This window comes from Pseudomonas sp. H1h (genome assembly GCF_000633255.1).
Taxonomy (GTDB): Bacteria; Pseudomonadota; Gammaproteobacteria; order Pseudomonadales; family Pseudomonadaceae; genus Aquipseudomonas.
On the sequence record NZ_AYMJ01000014.1, the window covers coordinates 49,069 to 71,469 of the forward strand.

At 58.6% G+C, this 22,401-nt stretch carries 20 protein-coding genes; 5 read left to right on the plus strand and 15 right to left on the minus strand.

All coding sequences use genetic code 11. The features are described 5' to 3' along the window. Positions 1–2: 2 nt before the first annotated feature. Positions 3–1,913, minus strand: coding sequence for an ATP-dependent zinc metalloprotease FtsH (gene ftsH, locus U862_RS0111050; protein ID WP_025110455.1), 1,911 nt, complete (start codon positions 1,911–1,913; stop codon positions 3–5). Between the two features lie 202 nt (positions 1,914–2,115). Further along, positions 2,116–2,745 (minus strand): 23S rRNA (uridine(2552)-2'-O)-methyltransferase RlmE, encoded by a 630-nt coding sequence (gene rlmE / locus U862_RS0111055; protein WP_025110456.1) that lies wholly within the window; start codon positions 2,743–2,745, stop codon positions 2,116–2,118. 101 nt (positions 2,746–2,846) lie between these two features. Between rlmE and U862_RS0111060 the strand changes: the two genes are divergently transcribed. After that, a complete protein-coding gene (locus U862_RS0111060) occupies positions 2,847–3,155 on the plus strand; it encodes a YhbY family RNA-binding protein (protein WP_003221534.1) in 309 nt (102 codons plus the stop codon). 9 nt (positions 3,156–3,164) lie between these two features. Here U862_RS0111060 and U862_RS0111065 read toward each other — a convergent pair whose 3' ends face one another. From U862_RS0111065 to grpE, 8 genes are all read right to left on the minus strand, one after another. Beyond that, positions 3,165–3,569 (minus strand): hypothetical protein, encoded by a 405-nt coding sequence (locus U862_RS0111065; protein ID WP_025110457.1) that lies wholly within the window; start codon positions 3,567–3,569, stop codon positions 3,165–3,167. A 28-nt stretch (positions 3,570–3,597) separates the two neighbouring features. Further along, positions 3,598–4,074, minus strand: a complete 477-nt coding sequence (gene greA, locus U862_RS0111070; protein ID WP_003221530.1) for a transcription elongation factor GreA — start codon at positions 4,072–4,074, stop codon at positions 3,598–3,600. Then, positions 4,071–7,292 carry a carbamoyl-phosphate synthase large subunit gene (gene carB, locus U862_RS0111075; RefSeq protein WP_025110458.1) on the minus strand — a complete coding sequence of 1,074 codons (3,222 nt, stop codon included), beginning with the start codon at positions 7,290–7,292 and terminating at the stop codon, positions 4,071–4,073. The genes greA and carB overlap by 4 nt, the downstream gene beginning before the upstream one ends. A gap of 125 nt (positions 7,293–7,417) precedes the next feature. Continuing rightward, a complete protein-coding gene (carA, locus tag U862_RS0111080; RefSeq protein ID WP_007953761.1) occupies positions 7,418–8,554 on the minus strand; it encodes a glutamine-hydrolyzing carbamoyl-phosphate synthase small subunit in 1,137 nt (378 codons plus the stop codon). Between the two features lie 257 nt (positions 8,555–8,811). Continuing rightward, positions 8,812–9,618 carry a 4-hydroxy-tetrahydrodipicolinate reductase gene (gene dapB, locus U862_RS0111085; protein WP_025110459.1) on the minus strand — a complete coding sequence of 269 codons (807 nt, stop codon included), beginning with the start codon at positions 9,616–9,618 and terminating at the stop codon, positions 8,812–8,814. Positions 9,619–9,627: 9 nt separating this feature from the next. After that, the gene (gene dnaJ, locus U862_RS0111090; protein WP_003221522.1) at positions 9,628–10,752 is read right to left on the minus strand and encodes a molecular chaperone DnaJ; all 1,125 of its coding nucleotides are present in this window, start codon (positions 10,750–10,752) and stop codon (positions 9,628–9,630) included. Between the two features lie 297 nt (positions 10,753–11,049). Further along, positions 11,050–12,966, minus strand: a complete 1,917-nt coding sequence (gene dnaK, locus U862_RS0111095) for a molecular chaperone DnaK (protein ID WP_025110460.1) — start codon at positions 12,964–12,966, stop codon at positions 11,050–11,052. Positions 12,967–13,068: 102 nt separating this feature from the next. Beyond that, on the minus strand, positions 13,069–13,635 hold the full coding sequence (gene grpE / locus U862_RS0111100; protein WP_025110461.1) for a nucleotide exchange factor GrpE: 567 nt from the start codon (positions 13,633–13,635) through the stop codon (positions 13,069–13,071). 240 nt (positions 13,636–13,875) lie between these two features. Here grpE and recN point away from each other — a divergent pair, with 240 nt between their 5' ends. Continuing rightward, complete coding sequence (gene recN, locus U862_RS0111105; RefSeq protein ID WP_025110462.1) at positions 13,876–15,549, plus strand: DNA repair protein RecN; 1,674 nt, start codon at positions 13,876–13,878, stop codon at positions 15,547–15,549. A gap of 88 nt (positions 15,550–15,637) precedes the next feature. Here the strand turns inward: recN and fur are convergent, their stop codons facing one another. Continuing rightward, positions 15,638–16,042, minus strand: coding sequence for a ferric iron uptake transcriptional regulator (fur, locus tag U862_RS0111115; protein ID WP_003221515.1), 405 nt, complete (start codon positions 16,040–16,042; stop codon positions 15,638–15,640). A 97-nt stretch (positions 16,043–16,139) separates the two neighbouring features. Between fur and bamE the strand changes: the two genes are divergently transcribed. After that, a complete protein-coding gene (bamE, locus tag U862_RS0111120; protein WP_025110463.1) occupies positions 16,140–16,670 on the plus strand; it encodes an outer membrane protein assembly factor BamE in 531 nt (176 codons plus the stop codon). 60 nt (positions 16,671–16,730) lie between these two features. Here bamE and U862_RS0111125 read toward each other — a convergent pair whose 3' ends face one another. Genes U862_RS0111125 through U862_RS0111135 form a run of 3 tightly spaced genes read right to left on the minus strand, consistent with a single transcriptional unit; the run spans position 16,731 to position 18,883 of the window. Beyond that, positions 16,731–17,045, minus strand: a complete 315-nt coding sequence (locus tag U862_RS0111125) for an RnfH family protein (protein WP_025110464.1) — start codon at positions 17,043–17,045, stop codon at positions 16,731–16,733. Further along, positions 17,038–17,472, minus strand: coding sequence for a type II toxin-antitoxin system RatA family toxin (locus U862_RS0111130; RefSeq protein WP_025110465.1), 435 nt, complete (start codon positions 17,470–17,472; stop codon positions 17,038–17,040). Before U862_RS0111130 ends, U862_RS0111125 begins: the two co-directional genes overlap by 8 nt. 7 nt (positions 17,473–17,479) lie before the next feature. Further along, complete coding sequence (locus U862_RS0111135) at positions 17,480–18,883, minus strand: sodium-dependent transporter (RefSeq protein WP_025110466.1); 1,404 nt, start codon at positions 18,881–18,883, stop codon at positions 17,480–17,482. 119 nt (positions 18,884–19,002) lie between these two features. Here U862_RS0111135 and smpB point away from each other — a divergent pair, with 119 nt between their 5' ends. Beyond that, a complete protein-coding gene (gene smpB / locus U862_RS0111140) occupies positions 19,003–19,485 on the plus strand; it encodes an SsrA-binding protein SmpB (RefSeq protein WP_003221505.1) in 483 nt (160 codons plus the stop codon). 134 nt (positions 19,486–19,619) lie between these two features. On the opposite strand, the gene U862_RS0111145 is transcribed toward smpB, so the two are convergent. Then, complete coding sequence (locus U862_RS0111145; protein WP_025110467.1) at positions 19,620–20,387, minus strand: GntR family transcriptional regulator; 768 nt, start codon at positions 20,385–20,387, stop codon at positions 19,620–19,622. Between the two features lie 261 nt (positions 20,388–20,648). Here U862_RS0111145 and U862_RS0111150 point away from each other — a divergent pair, with 261 nt between their 5' ends. Continuing rightward, a complete protein-coding gene (locus U862_RS0111150) occupies positions 20,649–22,343 on the plus strand; it encodes a lactate permease LctP family transporter (RefSeq protein ID WP_025110468.1) in 1,695 nt (564 codons plus the stop codon). Positions 22,344–22,401: the final 58 nt, after the last annotated feature.

Here is a 22,401-nt window from a genome sequence, read left to right on the forward strand (position 1 = left end):
CCTTAAACGTCAGCAGCCGGACCGCCAATCGGTGTTTCCGGACGCTCATCCTGGACCACTGGAGGCGGCGTACCGGTGCCGGTACCGCCCGACCAGTCGCGAGGTTCACGAGGTGTACGGCCCGCCATGATGTCGTCGATCTGCTCGGCATCAATCGTTTCGTACTTCATGAGCGCATCCGCCATTGCGTCCAGCTTGTCGCGGTTGTCCGTGAGAATCTGTTTCGCGGTGCCGTAGCACTGATCGATGATGCTGCGCACTTCCGAGTCGATCAGCTTGGCCGTCTCACCGGAGAAACTTGCATTCTGACCACCACCGCCGCGACCGAGGAACACTTCACCCTCTTCTTCGGCGTACATCAGCGGACCGAGTTTTTCCGACAGACCCCACTTGGTCACCATGTTCCGTGCAATCTGGCTGGCACGCATGATGTCGTTGGAAGCGCCGGTGGTTACACCGTCGAAACCAAGGGTCATTTCTTCAGCGATTCGGCCGCCGTACAGCGAGCAGATCTGACTGATCAGTGCACGCTTGGACAGGCTGTAGCGATCCTCTTCCGGCAGGAACATGGTCACACCCAGCGCACGACCGCGCGGAATGATCGAGACCTTGTAGACCGGATCATGCTCAGGCACTACGCGACCAACGATGGCGTGGCCGGCTTCGTGATAAGCGGTGTTCTGTTTTTCTTTCTCGGACATGACCATCGATTTGCGCTCGGCGCCCATCATGATCTTGTCTTTAGCCAGTTCGAACTCTTTCATTTCAACAATGCGCTTGCCGCTGCGCGCAGCGAACAGCGAAGCTTCGTTGACCAGGTTGGCCAGGTCCGCACCAGAGAAACCCGGAGTACCACGCGCGATGACTGCCGGAGCAACGTCGTCACCCATTGGCACTTTGCGCATGTGAACCTTGAGGATCTGCTCACGACCACGGATATCCGGCAAACCAACCACCACCTGACGGTCGAAACGTCCCGGACGCAGCAGCGCAGGGTCGAGCACGTCAGGACGGTTGGTAGCAGCAATCACGATAATGCCGTCGTTCATCTCGAAGCCGTCCATCTCCACCAGCAATTGGTTGAGAGTCTGCTCGCGCTCGTCGTGACCGCCACCCATGCCGGCGCCACGGTGGCGACCGACGGCGTCGATTTCGTCGATGAAGATGATGCATGGAGCGTGTTTCTTGGCTTGTTCGAACATGTCGCGAACACGGCTCGCACCGACACCCACGAACATTTCAACAAAGTCGGAACCGGAAATGGTGAAGAACGGCACCTTCGCTTCGCCGGCAATCGCCTTGGCAAGCAAGGTTTTACCGGTGCCCGGAGGACCGACCATCAGCACGCCGCGCGGAATGCGACCGCCCAGACGCTGGAACTTGCCCGGGTCACGCAGAAACTCGACCAGCTCGCCAACTTCTTCCTTGGCTTCGTCGCAACCGGCAACGTCAGCCAAGGTGGTTTTCACCTGGTCTTCGGAAAGCAGGCGCGCCTTGCTCTTGCCGAAGCTCATCGGTCCGCCCTTGCCGCCCGCCCCGCCCTGCATCTGGCGCATGAAGAACATGAACACCGCGATGATTACCAGGATCGGGAAGCTGGCCACCAGGAGCTGGGTCCAGATGCTTTGCTGCTCAGGCTGTTTGCCTTCGACCACAACGTGGTTGTCGACCAGGTCGCCGATCAGGCCATTGTCCTGGATCGCCGGACGAATGGTCTTGAAGCTGTCGCCGTCGTTGCGTTTGCCGGTAATCACATAGCCGTCAACGGCTACGCGCTCGACCTTGCCATCCTTGACCTGCTGGATGAAGTCGGAATAGTTGAGGGTCTGCGGCTCGTTAGGGCTGGAGAAGTTGTTCATCACCGTCACCAGGACTGCCGCGATGATCAACCACAGGATCAGATTCTTTGCCATATCGTTCAATTAACTACCCTCTGAAGCAAGCTCCGCTACTGGCGCGCGCTTCGCATGATATTCACCGGCCTAACTTACTACATTACCTACAGCTCTGGCAGGCGCCGTCTGTAACCCTTTGTGAAACACTTTCTACACAATATTCGCTTATGCGCGCGGGGCGAAATACGAAATACCTATCACCCCGCCGAAAAACCTCGTTTTACTCACTACGCCCGCGGTAACCCCAAGCCAGCATGTATTGCTCGCGGGAACTGCCACGGGACGAATCCGGCTTGATCATCTGGATCTTGTCGAATTTTTTGCGAGCGTCCTTCAGGTAAACATCAAACCCTTCGCCCTGAAAGATCTTGATCACGAAATTACCGCCCGGCTTGAGAATCCGCTCCGCCAGATCAAGCGCCAGCTCGCAAAGGAACATGGCTTTTGGCATGTCCACTTCAGGCGTACCACTCATATTGGGGGCCATATCGGAAATCACAAGGTCCACCTGCGAATTACCCACGGCTTCAAGGATCCGCGCGAGCACTTCGTCCTCGGTGAAGTCACCCTGGATGAAATTCACGTCCGGGATGCTGTCCATTTCCAGGATGTCCGAGGCGATCAGACGCCCCTGACCACCGATCAGCCGGCTAGTCACCTGCGACCAGCCACCAGGCGCGGCACCCAGGTCGACAACGCTCATGCCGGGACGGATCAGCTTGTATTTCTCCTGGATCTCCAGAAGCTTGTAACTTGCACGCGAGCGGTAGCCATCCTTCTGCGCCTGCTTCACATAGGGATCGTTGACATGTCGTTTCAGCCAACCAAGGCTTGTCTTGGAACGCGCCATTGGGCACCTCGATGATAAGGGTCGTGATTAATTGGGCGGATCCACGAACCCTCGGGTAAAATGGCCGCCATTTTACAGAATCCAGACGAAAGGGTCAGATTATGCCGCTCACTCCAGAGCAGAAGAAACAGTACAAATCCATTGGCCACCATCTGAAACCCGTTTTGACGGTGGCGGACAACGGTTTGACTGAAGGTGTGTTAGCCGAACTTGAACGCGCATTGGCGGATCACGAGCTGATCAAGATCAAGCTCAACATCCTCGATCGCGAGTCGCGCCTGGCGCACATTGCAGAACTGTGCAAGGTCGGCAAAGCGGACCTGGTTCAGGTCATCGGCAAGATGGCACTGGTTTACCGCAAGAACTTCAGCGTCAACAAGCAGCTGTCGAACGTTCATCGCTTCAAGTGATGACAAGGGTCAAGGGTGTGCTTCGCGCACCCTGCCACTCCATCCCGGCACTGGTTGCAGCACCAGCACCAGGCCTGAAAAGCCCAATACCAGAAAACTGAATTCCTGCCAGCGCTGCGCATCCGGCCAGCCGACACGCACGGCGACAAACATCGCACACGCGTACAACGCCATCAGCAGCACCTGCCCGCGAAAATCCCGCCATAGACTGACAAGGCCCTCGGCCTGTACCAGCACCAAAGCCTGAAAGATCACGCACGCGAGGGCAAAACTCACCACCGGCACTGCAAACGCATCGGCGATCTCATCGACCAGCAACGGTGCCAGACCAATCTTGCCCAACACCGCTCGCAAACCGAGATGAATCAACCAGAAGCCGCCGACCCACAACATCTGGGCCAGCTGCCAAAGCATGGCGCCCGCACGTAGCGGGCGCCCTCTTTCAGATGTGACGGACTTCGACAATCTCGTACTCGATAACGCCGCTTGGCGTTTTCACGGCGACTACATCGCCCTCTTCCTTGCCGATCAAGGCACGGGCCAGAGGCGAGCCAACCGAAATCTTGCCGAGTTTGAAGTCAGCCTCGTCCTCACCCACGATGTGGTAAGTCACGGACTCATCAGTCTCGACGTTGGCGATTTCGACGGTTGTACCGAAGATCACCTTGCCGGTATGAGGAATAGTCGTGACGTCGATGATGACCTGATTCTGAATCCGGCCTTCGATGTCACGAATCCGCGCCTCTACCATGCCCTGCTGTTCGCGGGCGGCATGGTATTCGGCGTTTTCCTTCAGGTCACCCAACTCGCGAGCCGTACCGATGTCCTGGCTGAGCTTCGGACGAACGACCTTGGTCAGATGAGCGTGTTCTTCTTCCAGGGCTTTCGCGCCCTGGACGGTCATTGGGTATTTGATCATGCCTTCAATCCTGCGTGTAGATCCTGCAAGCGGCGCACGGTCTTCTCGGGACCGAACTTCAGCGCTTCACAGATAGCTTCGCCCGCCGCAATGGTGGTAGTGCAGTAAATCTTGTGCTGCAGGGCATTGCGACGAATGGAGTAGGAATCAGCGATCGACTGACGACCTTCAGTGGTGTTGATGATCAGGGTGACTTCGTCATTCTTGATCATGTCGACCACGTGCGGACGACCCTCGGTCACCTTGTTCACGCGGCGCACTTTCAGGCCTGCGGCTTCGATCAGCTTGGCAGTACCGGCAGTGGCGACCACTTCGAAGCCCAAGTTGATCAGATCACGGGCCACGCCTGCAACCAGTGGTTTATCGTCGTCACGCACGCTGATGAACGCGGTACCGCCGGTCGGCAGCACTTCGCTCGCGCCCATCTGGGCCTTGGCGAACGCTTCACCGAAGGTGTCGCCGACGCCCATCACTTCACCGGTGGACTTCATCTCTGGGCCGAGGATCGGGTCAACGCCAGGGAATTTGGCGAACGGGAACACCGCCTCTTTCACGCTGTAGAAGTTCGGGATGATTTCCTTGGTGAAGCCGATTTCCTTCAGGGTCTTACCGGCCATGACGCGAGCAGCGATCATTGCCAGAGACACACCGATGCACTTGGACACAAACGGTACGGTACGGGAAGCGCGCGGGTTGACTTCGATGACGTAGATGTCTTCGCCTTGCAGCGCCAACTGTACGTTCATCAGGCCGACAACGCCCAGTTCCAGGGCCATTTTCTTGACCTGTTCGCGCATCTCGTCCTGGATGTGCGCCGGCAGCGAGTAGGGTGGCAGCGAGCACGCGGAGTCACCGGAGTGAACGCCCGCTTGCTCGATGTGCTGCATGATCGCGCCGATCACCACATCTTTGCCGTCGCATACCGCATCCACGTCCATCTCGATGGCGCAGTTGAGGAAGTGATCGAGCAGCACCGGGCTGTCGTTGGACACTTGCACCGCGTCACGCAGGTAACGCTTGAGTTCGTCTTCCTTGTAAACGATTTCCATCGCGCGGCCGCCCAGTACGTAGGACGGGCGCACCACCAGCGGATAGCCGATTTTGGCGGCAGCACGAACAGCTTCGTCTTCGCTGCGCACAGTGGCGTTTGGCGGCTGACGCAGGTTCAGGCGCTCAACCATTTGCTGGAAGCGCTCACGGTCTTCGGCGCGGTCGATTGCGTCCGGGCTGGTGCCGATGATTGGCACGCCCGCCGCTTCAAGGGCACGAGCCAGTTTCAGCGGAGTCTGGCCGCCGTACTGGACGATCACGCCTTTCGGCTTCTCTACACGGCAGATTTCCAGCACGTCTTCCAGAGTCACCGGCTCGAAGTACAGGCGGTCGGAAGTGTCGTAGTCGGTGGAAACGGTTTCCGGGTTGCAGTTGACCATGATGGTCTCGTAACCGTCTTCGCGCAGTGCGAGGGCTGCGTGCACACAGCAGTAGTCGAACTCGATACCCTGGCCGATACGGTTCGGACCGCCACCCAGAATCATGATCTTGTCGCGACCGGACGGCGCTGCTTCGCACTCTTCCTCGTAAGTCGAGTAGAGGTAAGCGGTGTCGGTGGCGAACTCGGCAGCACAGGTGTCAACGCGCTTGTAGACCGGGAACACTTCCAGCTTTTGACGGTGAGTACGCAGATTCTTCTCGGTCACACCCAGCAGCTTGGCCAGACGCTGATCGGAGAAGCCTTTGCGCTTGAGCTTGTACATCAGGTCGCGGTCGATAGCGGACAGACCGAGGGTCTTGACCTTCTCTTCGTCCTTGATCAGATCTTCGATCTGTACCAGGAACCACGGGTCGATCATGTTCATGCCGAAGATTTCTTCGACGGTCATGCCGGCGCGGAACGCATCTGCCACGTACCAGATACGCTCGGCGCCCGGCACGGTCAGCTCACGCTTGAGCACGCTCATGCTTTCCGGGTTGCTCAGGTCGAGCTTCTCGTCCAGACCGCAAACGCCGACTTCCAGACCGCGCAGGGCTTTCTGCAGGGATTCCTGGAAGGTGCGACCGATGGCCATGACTTCACCCACCGACTTCATCTGGGTGGTCAGGCGCGCGTCAGCCTTGGCGAATTTCTCGAAGGCGAAACGTGGCAGCTTGGTCACGACGTAGTCGATCGACGGTTCGAAGGACGCCGGGGTCTTGCCGCCGGTGATGTCGTTCGACAGTTCGTCGAGGGTGTAGCCCACCGCCAGCTTGGCGGCGACTTTGGCGATCGGGAAACCGGTGGCTTTCGAAGCCAGCGCCGAGGAACGCGATACGCGCGGGTTCATCTCGATCACGACCATGCGGCCAGTGTTCGGGCAGATACCGAATTGAACGTTGGAACCGCCGGTCTCGACGCCGATCTCGCGCAGTACCGCCAGGGAGGCGTTACGCAGGATCTGGTATTCCTTGTCGGTCAGGGTCTGCGCTGGAGCCACGGTGATCGAGTCACCAGTGTGCACGCCCATCGGGTCGAAGTTCTCGATCGAGCAGACGATGATGCAGTTGTCCTTTTTGTCGCGGACAACTTCCATTTCATATTCTTTCCAGCCGATCAGCGATTCGTCGATCAGCAGCTCTTTGGTCGGCGACAGGTCCAGACCACGGGCGCAGATTTCTTCGAACTCTTCACGGTTGTAAGCGATACCGCCACCGGTGCCACCCATGGTGAAGGACGGACGGATGATGCACGGGAAGCCCAGGGTCTCGAGGACCGCGTTGGCCTCTTCCATGCTGTGGGCGATACCGGAACGCGGGCACGCCAGGCCGATGGATTTCATCGCCTTGTCGAAACGCGAACGGTCTTCAGCCTTGTCGATGGTGTCGGCGTTGGCGCCGATCATTTCTACGCCGAATTTTTCCAGAACGCCTTCGCGCTCCAGGTCCAGGGCGCAGTTCAGAGCGGTCTGGCCGCCCATGGTTGGCAGCACCGCATCCGGACGCTCTTTTTCGATGATCTTGGCAACAGTCTGCCACTTGATCGGCTCGATGTACGTGGCGTCGGCCATGTCCGGGTCGGTCATGATGGTGGCCGGGTTGGAGTTCACCAGGATGACGCGATAACCCTCTTCGCGCAGGGCTTTGCAGGCCTGGGCGCCGGAGTAGTCGAATTCGCAGGCCTGGCCGATAACGATCGGGCCAGCGCCGAGAATCAGGATGCTTTTAATGTCTGTACGTTTTGGCATGGGTTTGTCACTCAAATCCGCAGGTCAGTCGGCAAGCCGTCTTGATCGATTTCTGAAGTCTCGAAGGGGCCGCCGGTGCCGGGGCCGCCCTCGAGGGCTTCTCTCTACAGTCTCAAGGCGAACGCTTAGCGTCGCTTGGCCATCTCGTTGATGAAGCGGTCGAACAGTGGCGCGACATCGTTCGGGCCCGGGCTCGCTTCAGGGTGGCCCTGGAAGCTGAACGCGCTCTTGTCGGTGCGCTCGATGCCCTGCAGGGTGCCGTCGAACAGCGATTTGTGAATCGCGCGAACGTTGGCGGGCAGGGTTTCTTCGTCTACCGCAAAACCATGGTTCTGGCTGGTGATCATCACGACACCCGTGTCCAGATCCTGCACCGGGTGGTTCGCACCGTGGTGACCGTGACCCATTTTCAGGGTCTTGGCGCCGGAGGCCAGGGCCAGCAGTTGGTGGCCGAGGCAGATGCCGAACACCGGAATTTCGGTTTCCAGCACTTCCTTGATCGCCTTGATCGCGTAGTCGCAAGGCTCCGGGTCACCCGGGCCGTTGGACAGGAACACGCCATCCGGTTTCAGCGCCAGCACATCGGCGGCCGGAGTCTGGGCTGGCACCACGGTAACGCGGCAGCCGCGCTCGACCAGCATGCGCAGGATGTTGACCTTGACGCCGTAGTCGTAGGCAACCACGTGGTATGGCAGCTCGGAGGCTTCGATGGTCGCGTGGCTGTCGGTCTTCAGATCCCAGACAGTCGAGCGCCATTCGTATTGGGTCTTGGTGCTGACGACTTTTGCCAGATCCATGCCCTTCAGGCCAGGGAAGCCTTGCGCCGCGGCGATTGCCGCCTCTTCGGAGATGTTGTCGCCGGCCATGATGCAGCCGTTCTGTGCGCCTTTTTCGCGCAGGATGCGGGTCAGGCGGCGAGTGTCGATACCGGCGATCGCCACAACATTGTTGGCTTTCAGGTAATCGGACAGGGACATCGTGTTACGCCAGTTGCTCGCTACCAGCGGCAGGTCACGGATGACCAGGCCAGCGGACCATACGCGGTCAGACTCGGCGTCTTCCGGCGTGGTGCCGGTATTGCCGATGTGCGGGTAAGTCAGGGTAACGATCTGTTGGGCGTAGGAAGGATCGGTAAGGATTTCCTGATAGCCGGTCATTGCGGTGTTGAACACCACCTCACCAACGGTTTGACCGTCGGCTCCAATGGCTTCGCCGCGAAAAATGCTGCCATCAGCAAGGGCAAGTATGGCTGGCTTAGTCAAGAAGACCTCCCGTAAATAACGCATGAAAGGGCGATCGCAGGTTGTAAAAAAGCGGAGTGACGTATGGACACGTCACCCCGCTTCTTCACTGAATTATTCTGCGCGCTTTTAGTGGACACACTAAAGCTGTAGCTTACAGAAAAAGGCTTTTTTGGTCCACCGCTAAAGAGCCTAAAAGGCCGGAGAATGCGACAGGGCGTCGCGCGGCGAAGAAAAACCAGCGCAAACAGGGCGTTTGCGCTGGGTAAAACAGTCAATCAATGCAGATCGAGCACGTCCTGCATGTCATACAGACCTGGCTCGCGAGCATCCAGCCACAACGCCGCACGCACCGCGCCCTTGGCGAATGTCATGCGACTGGAAGCCTTGTGCGTGATCTCCAGGCGCTCGCCTTCGCAGGCGAACAGCACGGTGTGATCACCCACCACATCACCACCGCGAACGGTGGCGAAACCGATGGTTTCGCGCTCGCGCACACCGGTGTGGCCTTCACGACCGTAGACTGCGACTTTCTGCAGATCACGATCCAGCGCCTCGGCGATTACTTCGCCCATGCGCAATGCCGTGCCCGACGGAGCATCAATCTTGTGCCGGTGATGCGCTTCGATAATCTCGATGTCGGCATCATCACCCAGCACCCGGGCAGTCATCTCGAGCAGCTTGAGCGACAGGTTGACCCCAACGCTGAAGTTGGCCGCGAAGACGATCGGAATATCCTTGCCCGCCTCTGCCAACAACTGCTTCTGCGCGGCGTCCAGCCCAGTGGTGCCGATGACCATGGCCTTGCCGGCCTTGCGACAGAACGCGAGGTTTTTCAGCATGACTTCCGGCAGGGTGAAGTCGATCAATACGTCGAACTCTTCCGCCACCGATTCCAGATTGCCGGACAACGGCACCCCGATGCGCCCCAATGAAGCCAGTTCACCGGCGTCCACCCCGATCAGCGTACTGCCGGGACGAACGATCGCAGCGGTCAGGCCAGTCAACGGCGCGCGCTGCTGCACGGCCTCGACCAGAATCTTGCCCATGCGCCCGGCGGCGCCCATCACAGCTATACGTCGCATGCCGACTCCTTACAGATCGCCGAAGAAGCGCTTCACACCATCGAACCAACCGGTGGTTTTCGGCGAGTGACTGTTGTCGTCCGCCAGCGAGCTGCGGAATTCTTCGAGCAATTCGCGCTGGCGACGGTTCAGGTTGACCGGGGTCTCGACCGCGACGCGACACATCAGATCGCCCGCACCACCACCACGTACCGGCGCCACGCCTTTACCGCGTACACGGAACTGCTTGCCGGTCTGGGTGCCTTCGGGGATTTTCAGTTTGACGCGACCGTCGAGGGTCGGAATTTCCAGCTCGCCGCCCAGCGCCGCATCCACAAAGCTGATCGGCACTTCGCAAAACAGATGCTTGCCATCACGCTGGAAGATGTCGTGTTCGCGCACGTTGATCACAACGTACAGGTCGCCAGTCGGGCCACCTTGAGTACCCGCCTCACCTTCGCCGGACAGACGAATGCGGTCGCCGGTATCAACACCAGCCGGCACTTTCACCGACAGCGTCTTGTACTCTTCGACACGGCCGTCGCCGTGGCACGAATCGCACGGGTCGGAAATGATCTTGCCCTGGCCATGGCAGCGCGGGCAGGTCTGCTGCACCGAGAAGAAGCCTTGTTGCATACGCACCTGACCGATGCCGCCGCACGTCGGGCAAGTCGATGGCGACGAGCCTTTCTTCGCACCCGAACCATCGCACGGCTTGCAGTTGACCAGTGTCGGGACGCGGATATTCACGGTGGTACCGCGCACCGCTTCTTCCAGATTCAGCTCCAGGGTGTAGCGCAAATCGCTGCCACGCTGAGCGCCGCCACGGGAACCGCCGCGACCGCCGCCGAAGAAATCACTGAAGACATCGCCAAAGATGTCAGAGAAATTCTGCCCACCGAAACCGGCGCCGCCGCCACCCATGCTCGGGTCTACACCGGCATGGCCGTACTGATCGTACGCCGCACGCTTGCTGGAGTCGGACAATACTTCGTAGGCCTCGTTGGCCTCTTTGAACAGTTCTTCCGACGCTTTGTCATCGGGATTACGGTCAGGGTGATGCTTCATCGCCAGGCGACGGTAAGCCTTTTTCAGGTCTGCATCGCTTGAGCCACGCTCAACACCCAACACTTCGTAATAGTCACGCTTTGCCATAAGTCTTTTGCACTCTTGAGGACGTTCGGCAAACCCCTCCTGAGGATGGCCAAACTCGTTGAGCCCCAATACAGGCCCGGACCCAACTCACGTCAATTCAACGATCCTGGTCTTTGTTTCATGCGGTACTTGCGGCGCGAAAAGCAGGAGCATTTCCGGCCATACCAGCAACACGCGAGGCTTGTCGCATGCTGTAAAAATTCGCGTATTCCAGATACGCCAACGCGGGAGCAAGCTCCCGCGCGGCGACATCCTACCAGTCACCGCCCAAAGGCAGTCAACCGGCCGACCAACAACTTACTTGTGGTCTTTTACTTCTTCGAACTCGGCATCAACAACGTCGTCAGCCTTTTCAGCCTTCTCGTCGTGTGGCGCTGCGCCTTCGGCAGGCTGAGCCTGTTCGGCGTACATCTTCTGGGCAACCGGTGCCGAGACTTTCGACAGCTCTTCAACCTTGGCTTCGATGGCAGCCTTGTCGTCGCCTTTTACAGCGGCTTCCAGTGCAACCACAGCAGCTTCGATCGCGGTCTTCTCTTCGGCGGTGACTTTATCGCCCGCGTCAGCAACCATTTTGCGAGTCGAGTGAACCAGTGCATCACCCTGGTTACGGGCAGCGGCCAGCTCTTCGAACTTGCGGTCTTCCTCGGCATTGGCCTCGGCGTCACGCACCATGCGCTCGATTTCTTCGTCGGACAGACCGGAGTTGGCCTTGATCACGATCGACTGGGTCTTGCCGGTTGCCTTGTCTTTCGCGCCGACATGCAGGATGCCGTTGGCGTCGATGTCGAAGGTCACTTCGATCTGCGGCACGCCACGTGGAGCTGGTGGAATGTCGGCCAGGTCGAACTTGCCCAGGGACTTGTTCTGCGCAGCTTGCTTACGCTCGCCTTGCAGGACGTGAATGGTCACGGCGCCCTGATTGTCGTCGGCAGTCGAGAACACTTGCGATTTCTTGGTAGGAATCGTGGTGTTTTTCTCGATCAGCGCGGTCATCACGCCACCCATGGTTTCGATACCCAGGGTCAGCGGGCTGACGTCGAGCAGCAGAACGTCTTTCACGTCACCCGCCAGAACGGCGCCCTGGATTGCAGCACCCATGGCAACAGCTTCGTCCGGGTTAACGTCTTTACGAGCTTCTTTACCGAAGAAATCAGTAACCAGCTTCTGTACCAGCGGCATACGAGTCTGACCACCGACCAGAATCACGTCGTTGATCGCGCCAACATCCAGGCCAGCGTCTTTCATGGCGATGCGGCAAGGTTCGATGGTGCGCTGAACCAGGTCTTCAACCAGAGCTTCGAGCTTGGCACGCGAGATCTTCACGTTCAGGTGCTTAGGACCGGTGGCATCTGCAGTGATGTACGGCAGGTTGACGTCGGTCGACTGAGCGGACGACAGCTCGATCTTGGCTTTCTCAGCGGCTTCTTTCAGCCGCTGCATGGCCAGCGGGTCACCTTTGAGGTTCATGCCGCTTTCTTTCTTGAATTCGTCAACGAGGTAGTCGATCAGACGAATGTCGAAGTCTTCACCGCCCAGGAACGTGTCACCGTTGGTGGCCAACACTTCGAACTGGTGCTCGCCGTCAACTTCAGCGATCTCGATCACGGAAACGTCGAACGTACCGCCACCCAGGTCATAAACGATCACGGTGTGATCGCCCTTGGCCTTGTCCATACCGTAAGCCAGAGCCGCTGCGGTTGGTTCGTTGATGATACGTTTTACGTCCAGACCCGCGATGCGGCCGGCGTCTTTGGTCGCCTGACGCTGGCTGTCGTTGAAGTAGGCCGGAACGGTGATTACCGCTTCGGTCACTGGCTCGCCGAGGTAGTCTTCGGCGGTCTTCTTCATCTTCTTCAGGATTTCAGCCGAGATTTGTGGCGGCGCCATTTTCTGGCCGTTCACTTCTACCCAGGCGTCATTGTTATCAGCCTTGACGATCTTGTAAGGGACCATCTGGATGTCTTTCTGCACAACTTCTTCGTCGAAACGACGACCGATCAGACGCTTTACTGCGTACAGGGTGTTGTGCGGGTTGGTCACTGCCTGACGCTTGGCCGACTGACCTACCAGGATTTCGCCATCGTTGGCGTAAGCGATGATCGACGGCGTGGTGCGCGCGCCTTCAGCGTTTTCAATAACTTTGGCTTTGCCGTTTTCCAGCACGGAGACGCAGGAGTTGGTAGTCCCCAGGTCGATACCGATAATTTTGCCCATGTTCACTCTCCCGAAACTTTGGATTTTTTTGCCGCAGCAGTGGTGGCTAACTGCGGTAATACTTAAACGCTTGACTTCTAAATGGGGGCCTTGCGGCTAATTTCAAGCCTTCTCGTCAATCGAAGGCGAAATTGGCGCCGGCGCCTTGCTGACCACAACCATGGCCGGACGCAACAGGCGCCCGTTGAGCTGATAACCCTTCTGGAACACCTTCAGAACGCTGTTCGGTTCTACGTCGGCACTTTCCTGCATGGCCATCGCCTGATGGTGAACGGCGTTGAACGGCTCGCCATGCGGATCGATCGCTTCAAGCTGGTAGCGCTTGAGGGTGTCGTGGAACATCTTCAGCGTCAGTTCGATGCCTTCACGCATCGGACGGATGCTTTCGTCGTCCGGGTTCGACAGCTCAAGGCCGCGCTCCAGGCTGTCGACGATCGGCAGCAAGTCGCTGGCGAATTTTTCCAAGGCAAACTTGTGGGCCTTTTCAACATCCTGCTCGGCACGGCGGCGGACGTTCTGCAGATCGGCAGCTACGCGCAGAGACTGATCCTGCGCGGCGGCCAATTGCTCTTCGAGCACTTGTACACGGGTCGCCAGGTCGTCACCCGAAGTCTCGGGCGCCTGATTGGCTTCTGGATTTTGCGTATCTACTGTCTGTTCGTCAGCCATAGGATTCTCCTTTCAATTACGTCCGCGAGCTCGACTCGCGCTTCTGCCCCGATATATGGGGCCGTAAAATCAGGCTTCAAGGGCCTGCAATGATTACCCCTACAAAAAAGTGCTGCATTGTCATTCCCGGCTGGACTAAGCATTTGATCGGATCAAGCAAATCGAGCTAAGCGAGGGCATTGTCAGGCCGAAACAAAACACTGTATAAATAACCAGACCTAAAGCCTGGGAGCGGCCTTTATGCTGGTGCACCTGTCCGTACACAACTACGCCATCGTTGAACATCTCGATCTCGAACTCGATCGCGGGATGAGCGTGATCACAGGGGAAACCGGCGCCGGCAAGTCGATCATGCTCGACGCGCTGGGCCTGACCCTCGGCGATCGCGCCGACAGCGGCGTGGTTCGCCCGGGCGCCGACAAGGCCGACATCCTTGCCACCTTCGATCTGGTCGACATTCCTGAAGCCCATGCCTGGCTGGCCGAGCGCGACCTCGAAAATGACGGCCCGTGCATCCTGCGCCGGGTCATCACTGCCGAAGGACGTTCGCGCGGCTATATCAACGGCACCCCCTGCCCGCTCGGCGACCTCAAGGCCCTCGGCGAACTGCTGATCGATATCCACAGCCAGCACGAACACCAGTCGCTGCTGAAGACCGATACCCATCGCCGCCTGCTCGATGAATACGCCGGCGCTACCGATCTGGCGCGCCAGGTTCAACTGGCTGCTCAGCGCTGGCGTCAAACCCGTCAGGAACTGGAGCGACTCTCCAATTCCGGCGACGAACAACGTGCTCGCCATCAATTGCTCAGCTACCAGCTAGAAGAACTGGAAAACCTCGGCCTCGGCGAAAACGAGCTGGAACAGCTGGAGCAGGAGCACAAAAACCTGACCAACGCCGAAACCCTGCTCGGCATTTGCCGACAAGTGGTCGAGCAATGCAGCGAGAGCGACTCCGGCAACGTGCTGAACGCGCTGACCGCCAGCCTCAATCGCCTGTCGAGCGTGAACAACTCGATTGGTGCACTGGGCGAGGCCAGCAGTCTGCTCACCAGCGCCCAGATCCAGGTCGAAGAAGCGGTGGGCGAGCTCAATCGTTTCCTCGATAACTTCGATGCCGATCCGGCGCGCCTGCAATATCTGGAAGAACGCCTCGACGCGATCTACACCCTGGCGCGCAAACACCGGATCCAGCCGACCGAGGTCGGTGAAATGCAGCAGAAGCTGCTGGATGAAATCGAAACGCTCAACGCCAATGACGAATCCATCGAGCGTCTGGGCGAAGAACTGGCTTCTTATGCCCGCCATTATCAAGAGAAGGCACGAGAACTGAGCGACTTGCGTCATCAGGCATCCGGCAGCCTCGCCAGCGCCGTAGAGCAAGAGATCCAGCGCCTGGGCATGCCGGGAGGCCGTTTCACTATCGAACTGCGCGCCAACAGCAGCGACGAACTGCTGCCCAACGGCCTGGAACAAGTGGAGTTGCTGGTCAGTGCCAACCCCGGGCAACCGCTGAAGGCCCTGGCCAAAGTGGCATCCGGTGGCGAGCTGTCGCGGATCAGTCTGGCGATTCAGGTGATCACCGCGCAGACCTCGCGGGTGCCGACCCTGGTATTCGACGAAGTGGACGTGGGCATTGGCGGGCCGACGGCGGAGATTGTCGGCCAGTTGTTGCGACGCCTGGGTGATCGCGGGCAGGTACTGACCGTGACGCACTTGCCGCAGGTCGCGGCGCAGGGGCATCAGCATTTATTTGTGCACAAGGTGCGCGGCGAGCAAGCAACTCACACCGCCGTGTCCAAGCTGAGCAAGAACGACCGGATAGAGGAAGTGGCGCGGATGCTGGGTGGCATCGATCTGACCAAAGAGTCTTTGGCTCACGCGAAAAAGATGGTCGTCACCGCCAAGGCCTGACCTCAGGTTTCATGCACAACAGAAAGCACGAAGGCGACCCTTGGGTCGCCTTCGTTCGTTTCGCGAACCTGAAATTCGCGCGACATGCTTACTTTTTCTTGCGTACGTACAGCACCAGATTGTGATCTACCAGATCAACACCGTGCTCCTCGGCAATTGCCTTCTGAAGCTTTTCGATTTCCGGGCTGACGAATTCGACGACTTCACCGGTTTCCACGTTGACCATATGGTCGTGGTGTCCACCATCAGCCAATTCGAATACCGCGTGGCCACCGTCGAAGTTGTGACGGACCACGAGGCCAGCGGCTTCGAACTGGGTCAGAACACGGTAAACCGTGGCCAGACCGACGTCCTCGCCAGCTTCCATCAACGCCTTGTAGACGTCCTCGGCACTCATGTGACGCTGCTCGGTAGAGTCGAGCATTTGCAGGATCTTGACCCGTGGCAGGGTCACTTTGAGGCCGGCTTTGCGTAGTTCGCTATTTTCAACCATGGTCAGCTTTCTCGCGATGCTGCTTCGCAGCTTCTCTTAATGCGGGTATGATCGGCGTTTACGTTGTCCCAGCCAAGATAGTGGAAGTCGCCCACCGATGCAAAACACCAAGCTCTTGCTAACCAGTTTCACCTTTGTGGGACTGCTCGCACTCGCCGGTTGTTCATTCCCCGGGGTTTACAAAATCGACATCCAGCAGGGCAATGTCGTCACGCAGGACATGATAGACCAGTTACGCCCGGGAATGACCCGTCGGCAAGTACGGTTTATCATGGGCAACCCTCTGCTGACCGACACGTTCCATGCCGATCGCTGGGATTATCTGTACAGCCTGCAACCTGGTGGCGGTGAACGTCAGCAGGAACGCATGAGTGTTATCTTCAACTCCAACGACCAGCTTGTCAGCCTGTCCGGTGACTTCATGCCGGGCGTAAGCCGTGACGAAGCCATTCTGGGCAAGGACAGTGGCACCAGCGTGACAGCGCCTGCTACCGAGAACGCCGAGAAGCCGAAGCCGGAACAGCCAGCCAAACCAGGTTCCTTGCTGGATCAGATCCAGAAGGACGTGGACGGTGTTGAAACCGTTCCGGTTCCGACGCCTGAGCCGCTGGACACCACGCCGCAATAATTTGCGACGCAATAAAAAACCCGGAGATTCCGGGTTTTTTATTGCCTGCGATTTGGCGCGTTACTGATTCCGCGCCTTGGCCTCGGCAGCCTTGGCCGCCCGCAAGCGTCGCACCTCTTTCGGATCCGCCAGCAATGGCCGGTAGATCTCGATACGATCCCCCGCCTGAATCAAGCGAGCCCGCGGATCACTGACCACCTTGCCGAAGATACCCAGTGGGCACTCGCTCAAGTCCAGCGTCGGGAACTCAGTCCCAATACCGGATTTCAGCGCTGCCTCACGCACTGTCGTACCTTCAGGGAGGCTGACAGCGCGCAAGATCTGACGATCCACGGCGGCATACACCACTTCTATCTCGATCACCGGCTCAACCATGCATCTGCTTGGCGCGCTGGCAAAACGCATCCACCAGCGTATTCGCCGCCTGATTGAACAACGGGCCGAGTGTCGCGCGCACTATCGGGCCGGCGTAATCGAACGACAGATCAAGGCTGATCTTGCAGGCCTTTTCACCCAGCGGCTTGAACACCCAGACGCCGTGCAACTGATTGAACGGACCTTCTTCCAGATTCATTTCGATCGATTGCCCGGGCACCAGCGTGTTGCGCGTGACGAAATGCTGACTGAGACCGCCCTTGGCCACTCCGACGCTGGCACGCATATGCTCAGGTGAGCTTTCCAGCACCTCGGCAGACGAACACCAAGGGAGAAACTCCGGGTAACGCGCCACGTCGTTGACCAGGTCATAAAGAAATTGCGCCGGGTATGGCAGCAGCGCTGATCGTTGAATATGTGTCGTCATGTAAGCGTCACTTCCAGAGCTGGGTGGCAAACACTACAAGAATGCCGATGGGCGCCACATAGCGCATCAAGAACAAGGACAGGGTAAACAACAGCGGATTACGGATCGACAACTCTTCACGCACCGCATCACGCCCCATCACCCAACCGGCAAACAGCACGAAGCACAAGCCACCGAGCGGCAACATGATCCGCGAGGTGAAGAAGTCGATCACACCGAAGAAGTCCAGACCGCCCGCGGCCCCCCATTGGTAGAGATGGAACAGCCCGCCTTCGTTCACGAAAAATTTGGCTTCCTTCCAGATGTTGAAGGAGAACACGGTGCCCAGACCGACGAACCAGCAGATGAATGCCAGCCAGAAAGTCACCCAGCCGCGACTGATTTTGGTGCGTTCAACCAGATAGGCAACCATCGGCTCAAGCAGGGAAATCGCCGAGCTCCAGGCGGCAATCGCCACCAGAACAAAGAACACCACGCCCATCAACTGGCCGAAAACCACGTTACCGAAGGCAAATGGCAGGCTGACGAACATCAGGCCCGGGCCTTCGCTAGGGTTCAAACCGCCGGCAAACACGATCGGGAACAACGCCAGACCCGCCACCAGCGATACAAAGGTATCGAGCAACGCCACACCCACCACGGTGCCGGATAGTGAGGCCTCCTTGGTCATGTAAGCGCCATAGATCATGATCGAGCCAACGCCCACGCTCAGCGAAAAGAATGCGTGCCCCATGGCCGGCAGCAAGCCGTCGAGGACTTTTTCCGGGTGGAAGTCGAACATGAAGTGGACGCCCTCCATGAAATGCCCGGTGGTCATGCTGTAACCCAGGAGCACCAGCACCATCACGAACAGCAGCGGCATCATGATTCGCAGACTGCGCTCAAGCCCGGCGACCACGCCTTTGGCGATCACCACGGCCGACAACAGCATGAAAACCGTGTGCCAAAGTGTCAGACGCCAGGGATCGGAGATGACATTGCCGAAATAAGCGCCAACCTGATCCGCCGTGGCACCCTGGAAGTCTCCGCGCCCCATGTCGATGATGTAATCCAGCGACCAGCCGCCGACCACACTATAGAAAGACAGGATCAGCAACGCGGTGATCATTCCGGCAAATGCGCCCCACGACCACTTGCCCGAATGCCCGGCTTCCAGCGCCAGCACCTTCAAGGCGTTCGCCGGACTCTGCCGTGCGCGCCGGCCGATCAGGGTTTCAGCCAGCATGACCGGGACTCCGATCAGGGCGATGCAAGCCAGAAACATCAGCACGAAGGCGCCGCCACCGTAGACCCCGACCATGTAGGGGAATTTCCAGATGCTGCCCAGTCCCACGGCCGAACCGGTCGCGGCGAATATGAAAACCCAGCGGCTAGCCCAACTGCCGTGGACAGAAACCTTGTCTGTCGACATCGAATATCACGCCCAAGCATCAGAAAAAGAGGCCGCATTGTCCGGGATTCACTCAACCTGCTCAAGCACGCAGCATCACCGTAGCCGAGGACCGTTTATCTCCATATAATGCCGCCCCTATGGCTAAACAGAAGAAACACCCTACAGGGACCATCGCGCAGAACAAAAAGGCGCGACACGATTACTTCATCGAACATCGGTTCGAGGCTGGTCTGGTCCTGGCCGGCTGGGAAGTAAAAAGTCTGCGGGCAAGCAAGCTGCAACTGGTCGACAGTTACGTGCTGCTCAAGGATGGCGAAGCCTGGCTGCTGGGCAGTCACATCACGCCGTTGATGACCGCCAGCACCCACGTCATCGCCGATCCGACCCGCACCCGCAAACTGCTGCTCAACAAGCGCGAGCTGGAAAAACTCGCCGCTGCCGTGCAACAGAAAGGCTACGCCTGCGTCTGCCTGTCCTTCTACTGGAGCAAGCACATGGTCAAGTGCGAGATCGCTCTGGGCAAGGGCAAGAAGGAATACGACAAGCGTGACACCGAGCGCGAACGCGACGCCGGTCGTGAGTTGCAGCGCGCCGTGCGCAACAAGGGCAAGGAAGAATAATTTCTTCTGCCTTTAAAGCGTATTCGCGAGCAGGTCGAAACGTCGCACCGTCGCTCCCACCCTGGAATGTATTTCAAATGTGGGAGCGAGCCTGCTCGCGATAGCTATTGCAGCATCAACACACAAACAACTGATCACATCCCCTTGCGCCGCTCCGCCCGAGCCATGCGCTGAACCTCTTGGCGCACTTCTTCCAGCACCTCCTGCACATACAGAATGTGTCGGCTGGAGACTTCCCGCGCCTGCTCCGCGCGCCCTTCGATAATCGCCAGGTACAGCTCGCGGTGCTGAGAAATCAGCATGTCGCGGGTTTCCGTGCGCTGCTTGTACATGCCACCGATGTTGGTCACCACGTTGCGCTTGAGCAAATCGAATAGCCCGCGAATGGTGTGCAGCAGCACCGCGTTGTGGCTGGCTTCGGCAATCGCCAGATGAAACTTCGCATCCGCCGCGCCCTCCTCCACCCGACTCACTTCGTCATGCCGCGTATAGCAATCCTGCAGCTCGTTGAACGCTGCTGTCAGGCGCTCGCGATCCACGTCGGTAGCGCGCAATGCTGCGTAATAGGCGCACGATGCCTCCAGAGTGTGCCGAAATTCCAGCAAGTCACGCTGCGCCTCCGGATTGCTCTCGAGCAGCAGTAACAGCGGATCGCTGAACGTCGAACCAAGGGTTTCCACCACATAGTTGCCACCGCCCTGGCGACTGACCAGCAAACCCTTGGCCGCCAGTTTCTGAATCGCTTCGCGCAATGACGGCCGCGATACGCCGAACTGCTCGGCCAGCGCTCGCTCAGCCGGAAGCCGTTCACCGGACTTCAGCGTGCCCTCGAGGATCATCCCCTCGAGTCGCTCGACAATATCGTCAGACAAACGGCGCTGACGAATCTGATCAAACCCCATAACTCATTTCTCCACGATCCCGACCGCTCGCCGGGCTCTCTATTCTGGCCTATCAGCGCCTCGCCGACACCTGTCAGACAGCATTTGCCCGACCGGATCAGATGACATCTGCACCGCTCATTCGACAAAAGTTTCAGGGCGACAAATTGACACACCGTCATCAAGGCTTTTACCCTAGCCAACAGCGATTGTAAATTGGTATTACCAATTAACCAAGAACGCTGACAGTGCCTGACCAACAACAATTAGGGGCCACCCCATATGCAAACCTGGCAACAGCTCTACACCCCGCTCGGCAGTCTCGGCGTCTCCGCACTTGCGGCCGTCATTCCTATCGTTTTCTTCTTTCTCGCTCTGGCGGTGTTCCGCCTCAAGGGCCATGTGGCCGGCAGCATCACGCTCGCCCTGTCGATCGCCGTAGCGATTTTCGCCTTCCACATGCCGGTCGACATGGCCTTCGCCGCGGCTGGATATGGTTTTGCCTACGGTCTGTGGCCGATTGCCTGGATCATTGTTGCAGCGGTATTTCTCTACAAACTGACGGTCAAGAGCGGTCAGTTCGAGGTCATCCGCAGTTCGGTGCTGTCGATCACTGACGACCAGCGCCTGCAGGTGTTGCTGATCGGTTTCTGCTTCGGTGCGTTCCTGGAAGGTGCCGCCGGTTTTGGCGCCCCCGTGGCAATTACCGCCGCGCTGCTGGTCGGCCTCGGGTTCAACCCGCTGTACGCCGCTGGCCTGTGCCTGATTGCCAACACCGCGCCGGTGGCCTTCGGTGCCTTGGGGATTCCGATCATCGTGGCCGGCCAGGTCACCGGTATCGACGCGTTCAAGATTGGCGCCATGACCGGTCGCCAATTGCCACTGCTGTCGCTGTTCGTGCCGTTCTGGCTGGTGTTCATGATGGACGGCCTGCGCGGTGTGCGTGAAACCTGGCCGGCAGCACTGGTTGCAGGGTTGAGCTTCGCCGTGACCCAATACTTCACGTCGAACTTCATTGGCCCGGAACTACCGGACATAACCTCGGCTCTGGCCAGCCTGATCTCTCTGACTCTGTTCCTGAAGGTCTGGCAGCCAAAACGCACTGCGGGCGCGCAAATCGCCGGTGCCACGTCGAGCGCAGCAATCACCGCCAGCGTCGGTGGTTTCGGCCAGAAGCGCACCACTGTGGCTTCGCCTTACAGCCTCGGGGAAATATTCAAAGCCTGGTCGCCGTTCCTGATTCTTACCGTGCTGGTGACCATCTGGACGCTGAAGCCTTTCAAAGCGATGTTTGCCGCCGGCGGCTCGATGTACAGTTGGGTGTTCAACTTCGCGATCCCGCACCTTGATCAATTGGTGATCAAAACCGCGCCAATCGTGGCTGCTCCTACGGCCATCCCGGCGGTGTTCAAACTCGATCCGATTTCCGCGACTGGCACCGCAATTTTCTTCTCCGCGCTGATCTCGATGCTGGTGCTGAAGATCAACTTAAAAACTGGTCTTACCACTTTGAAGGAGACCTTCTACGAACTGCGCTGGCCTATTCTGTCGATCGGTATGGTGCTGGCCTTCGCCTTCGTCACCAACTACTCGGGCATGTCTTCGACCATGGCCCTGGTGCTGGCAGCCACCGGTGCCGCGTTCCCGTTCTTCTCGCCATTCCTTGGCTGGCTCGGCGTGTTCCTGACCGGCTCCGATACTTCCTCCAACGCGCTGTTCAGCTCGCTGCAAGCCACCACTGCGCACCAGATCGGCGTCAATGACACCCTGTTGGTGGCGGCCAACACCAGCGGCGGTGTGACCGGCAAGATGATCTCGCCACAGTCGATCGCCGTGGCCTGTGCTGCGACCGGCCTGGTGGGCAAGGAATCGGATCTGTTCCGCTTCACCCTCAAGCACAGCCTATTCTTTGCCACGATCGTCGGCCTGATTACTTTGGCCCAGGCCTACTGGTTCACCGGCATGCTGGTGCACTAAACCTGCAAGAGCCTACAAGCAGCATGGAAATAACCGACGCCGGTTCGTGATGCCGGCG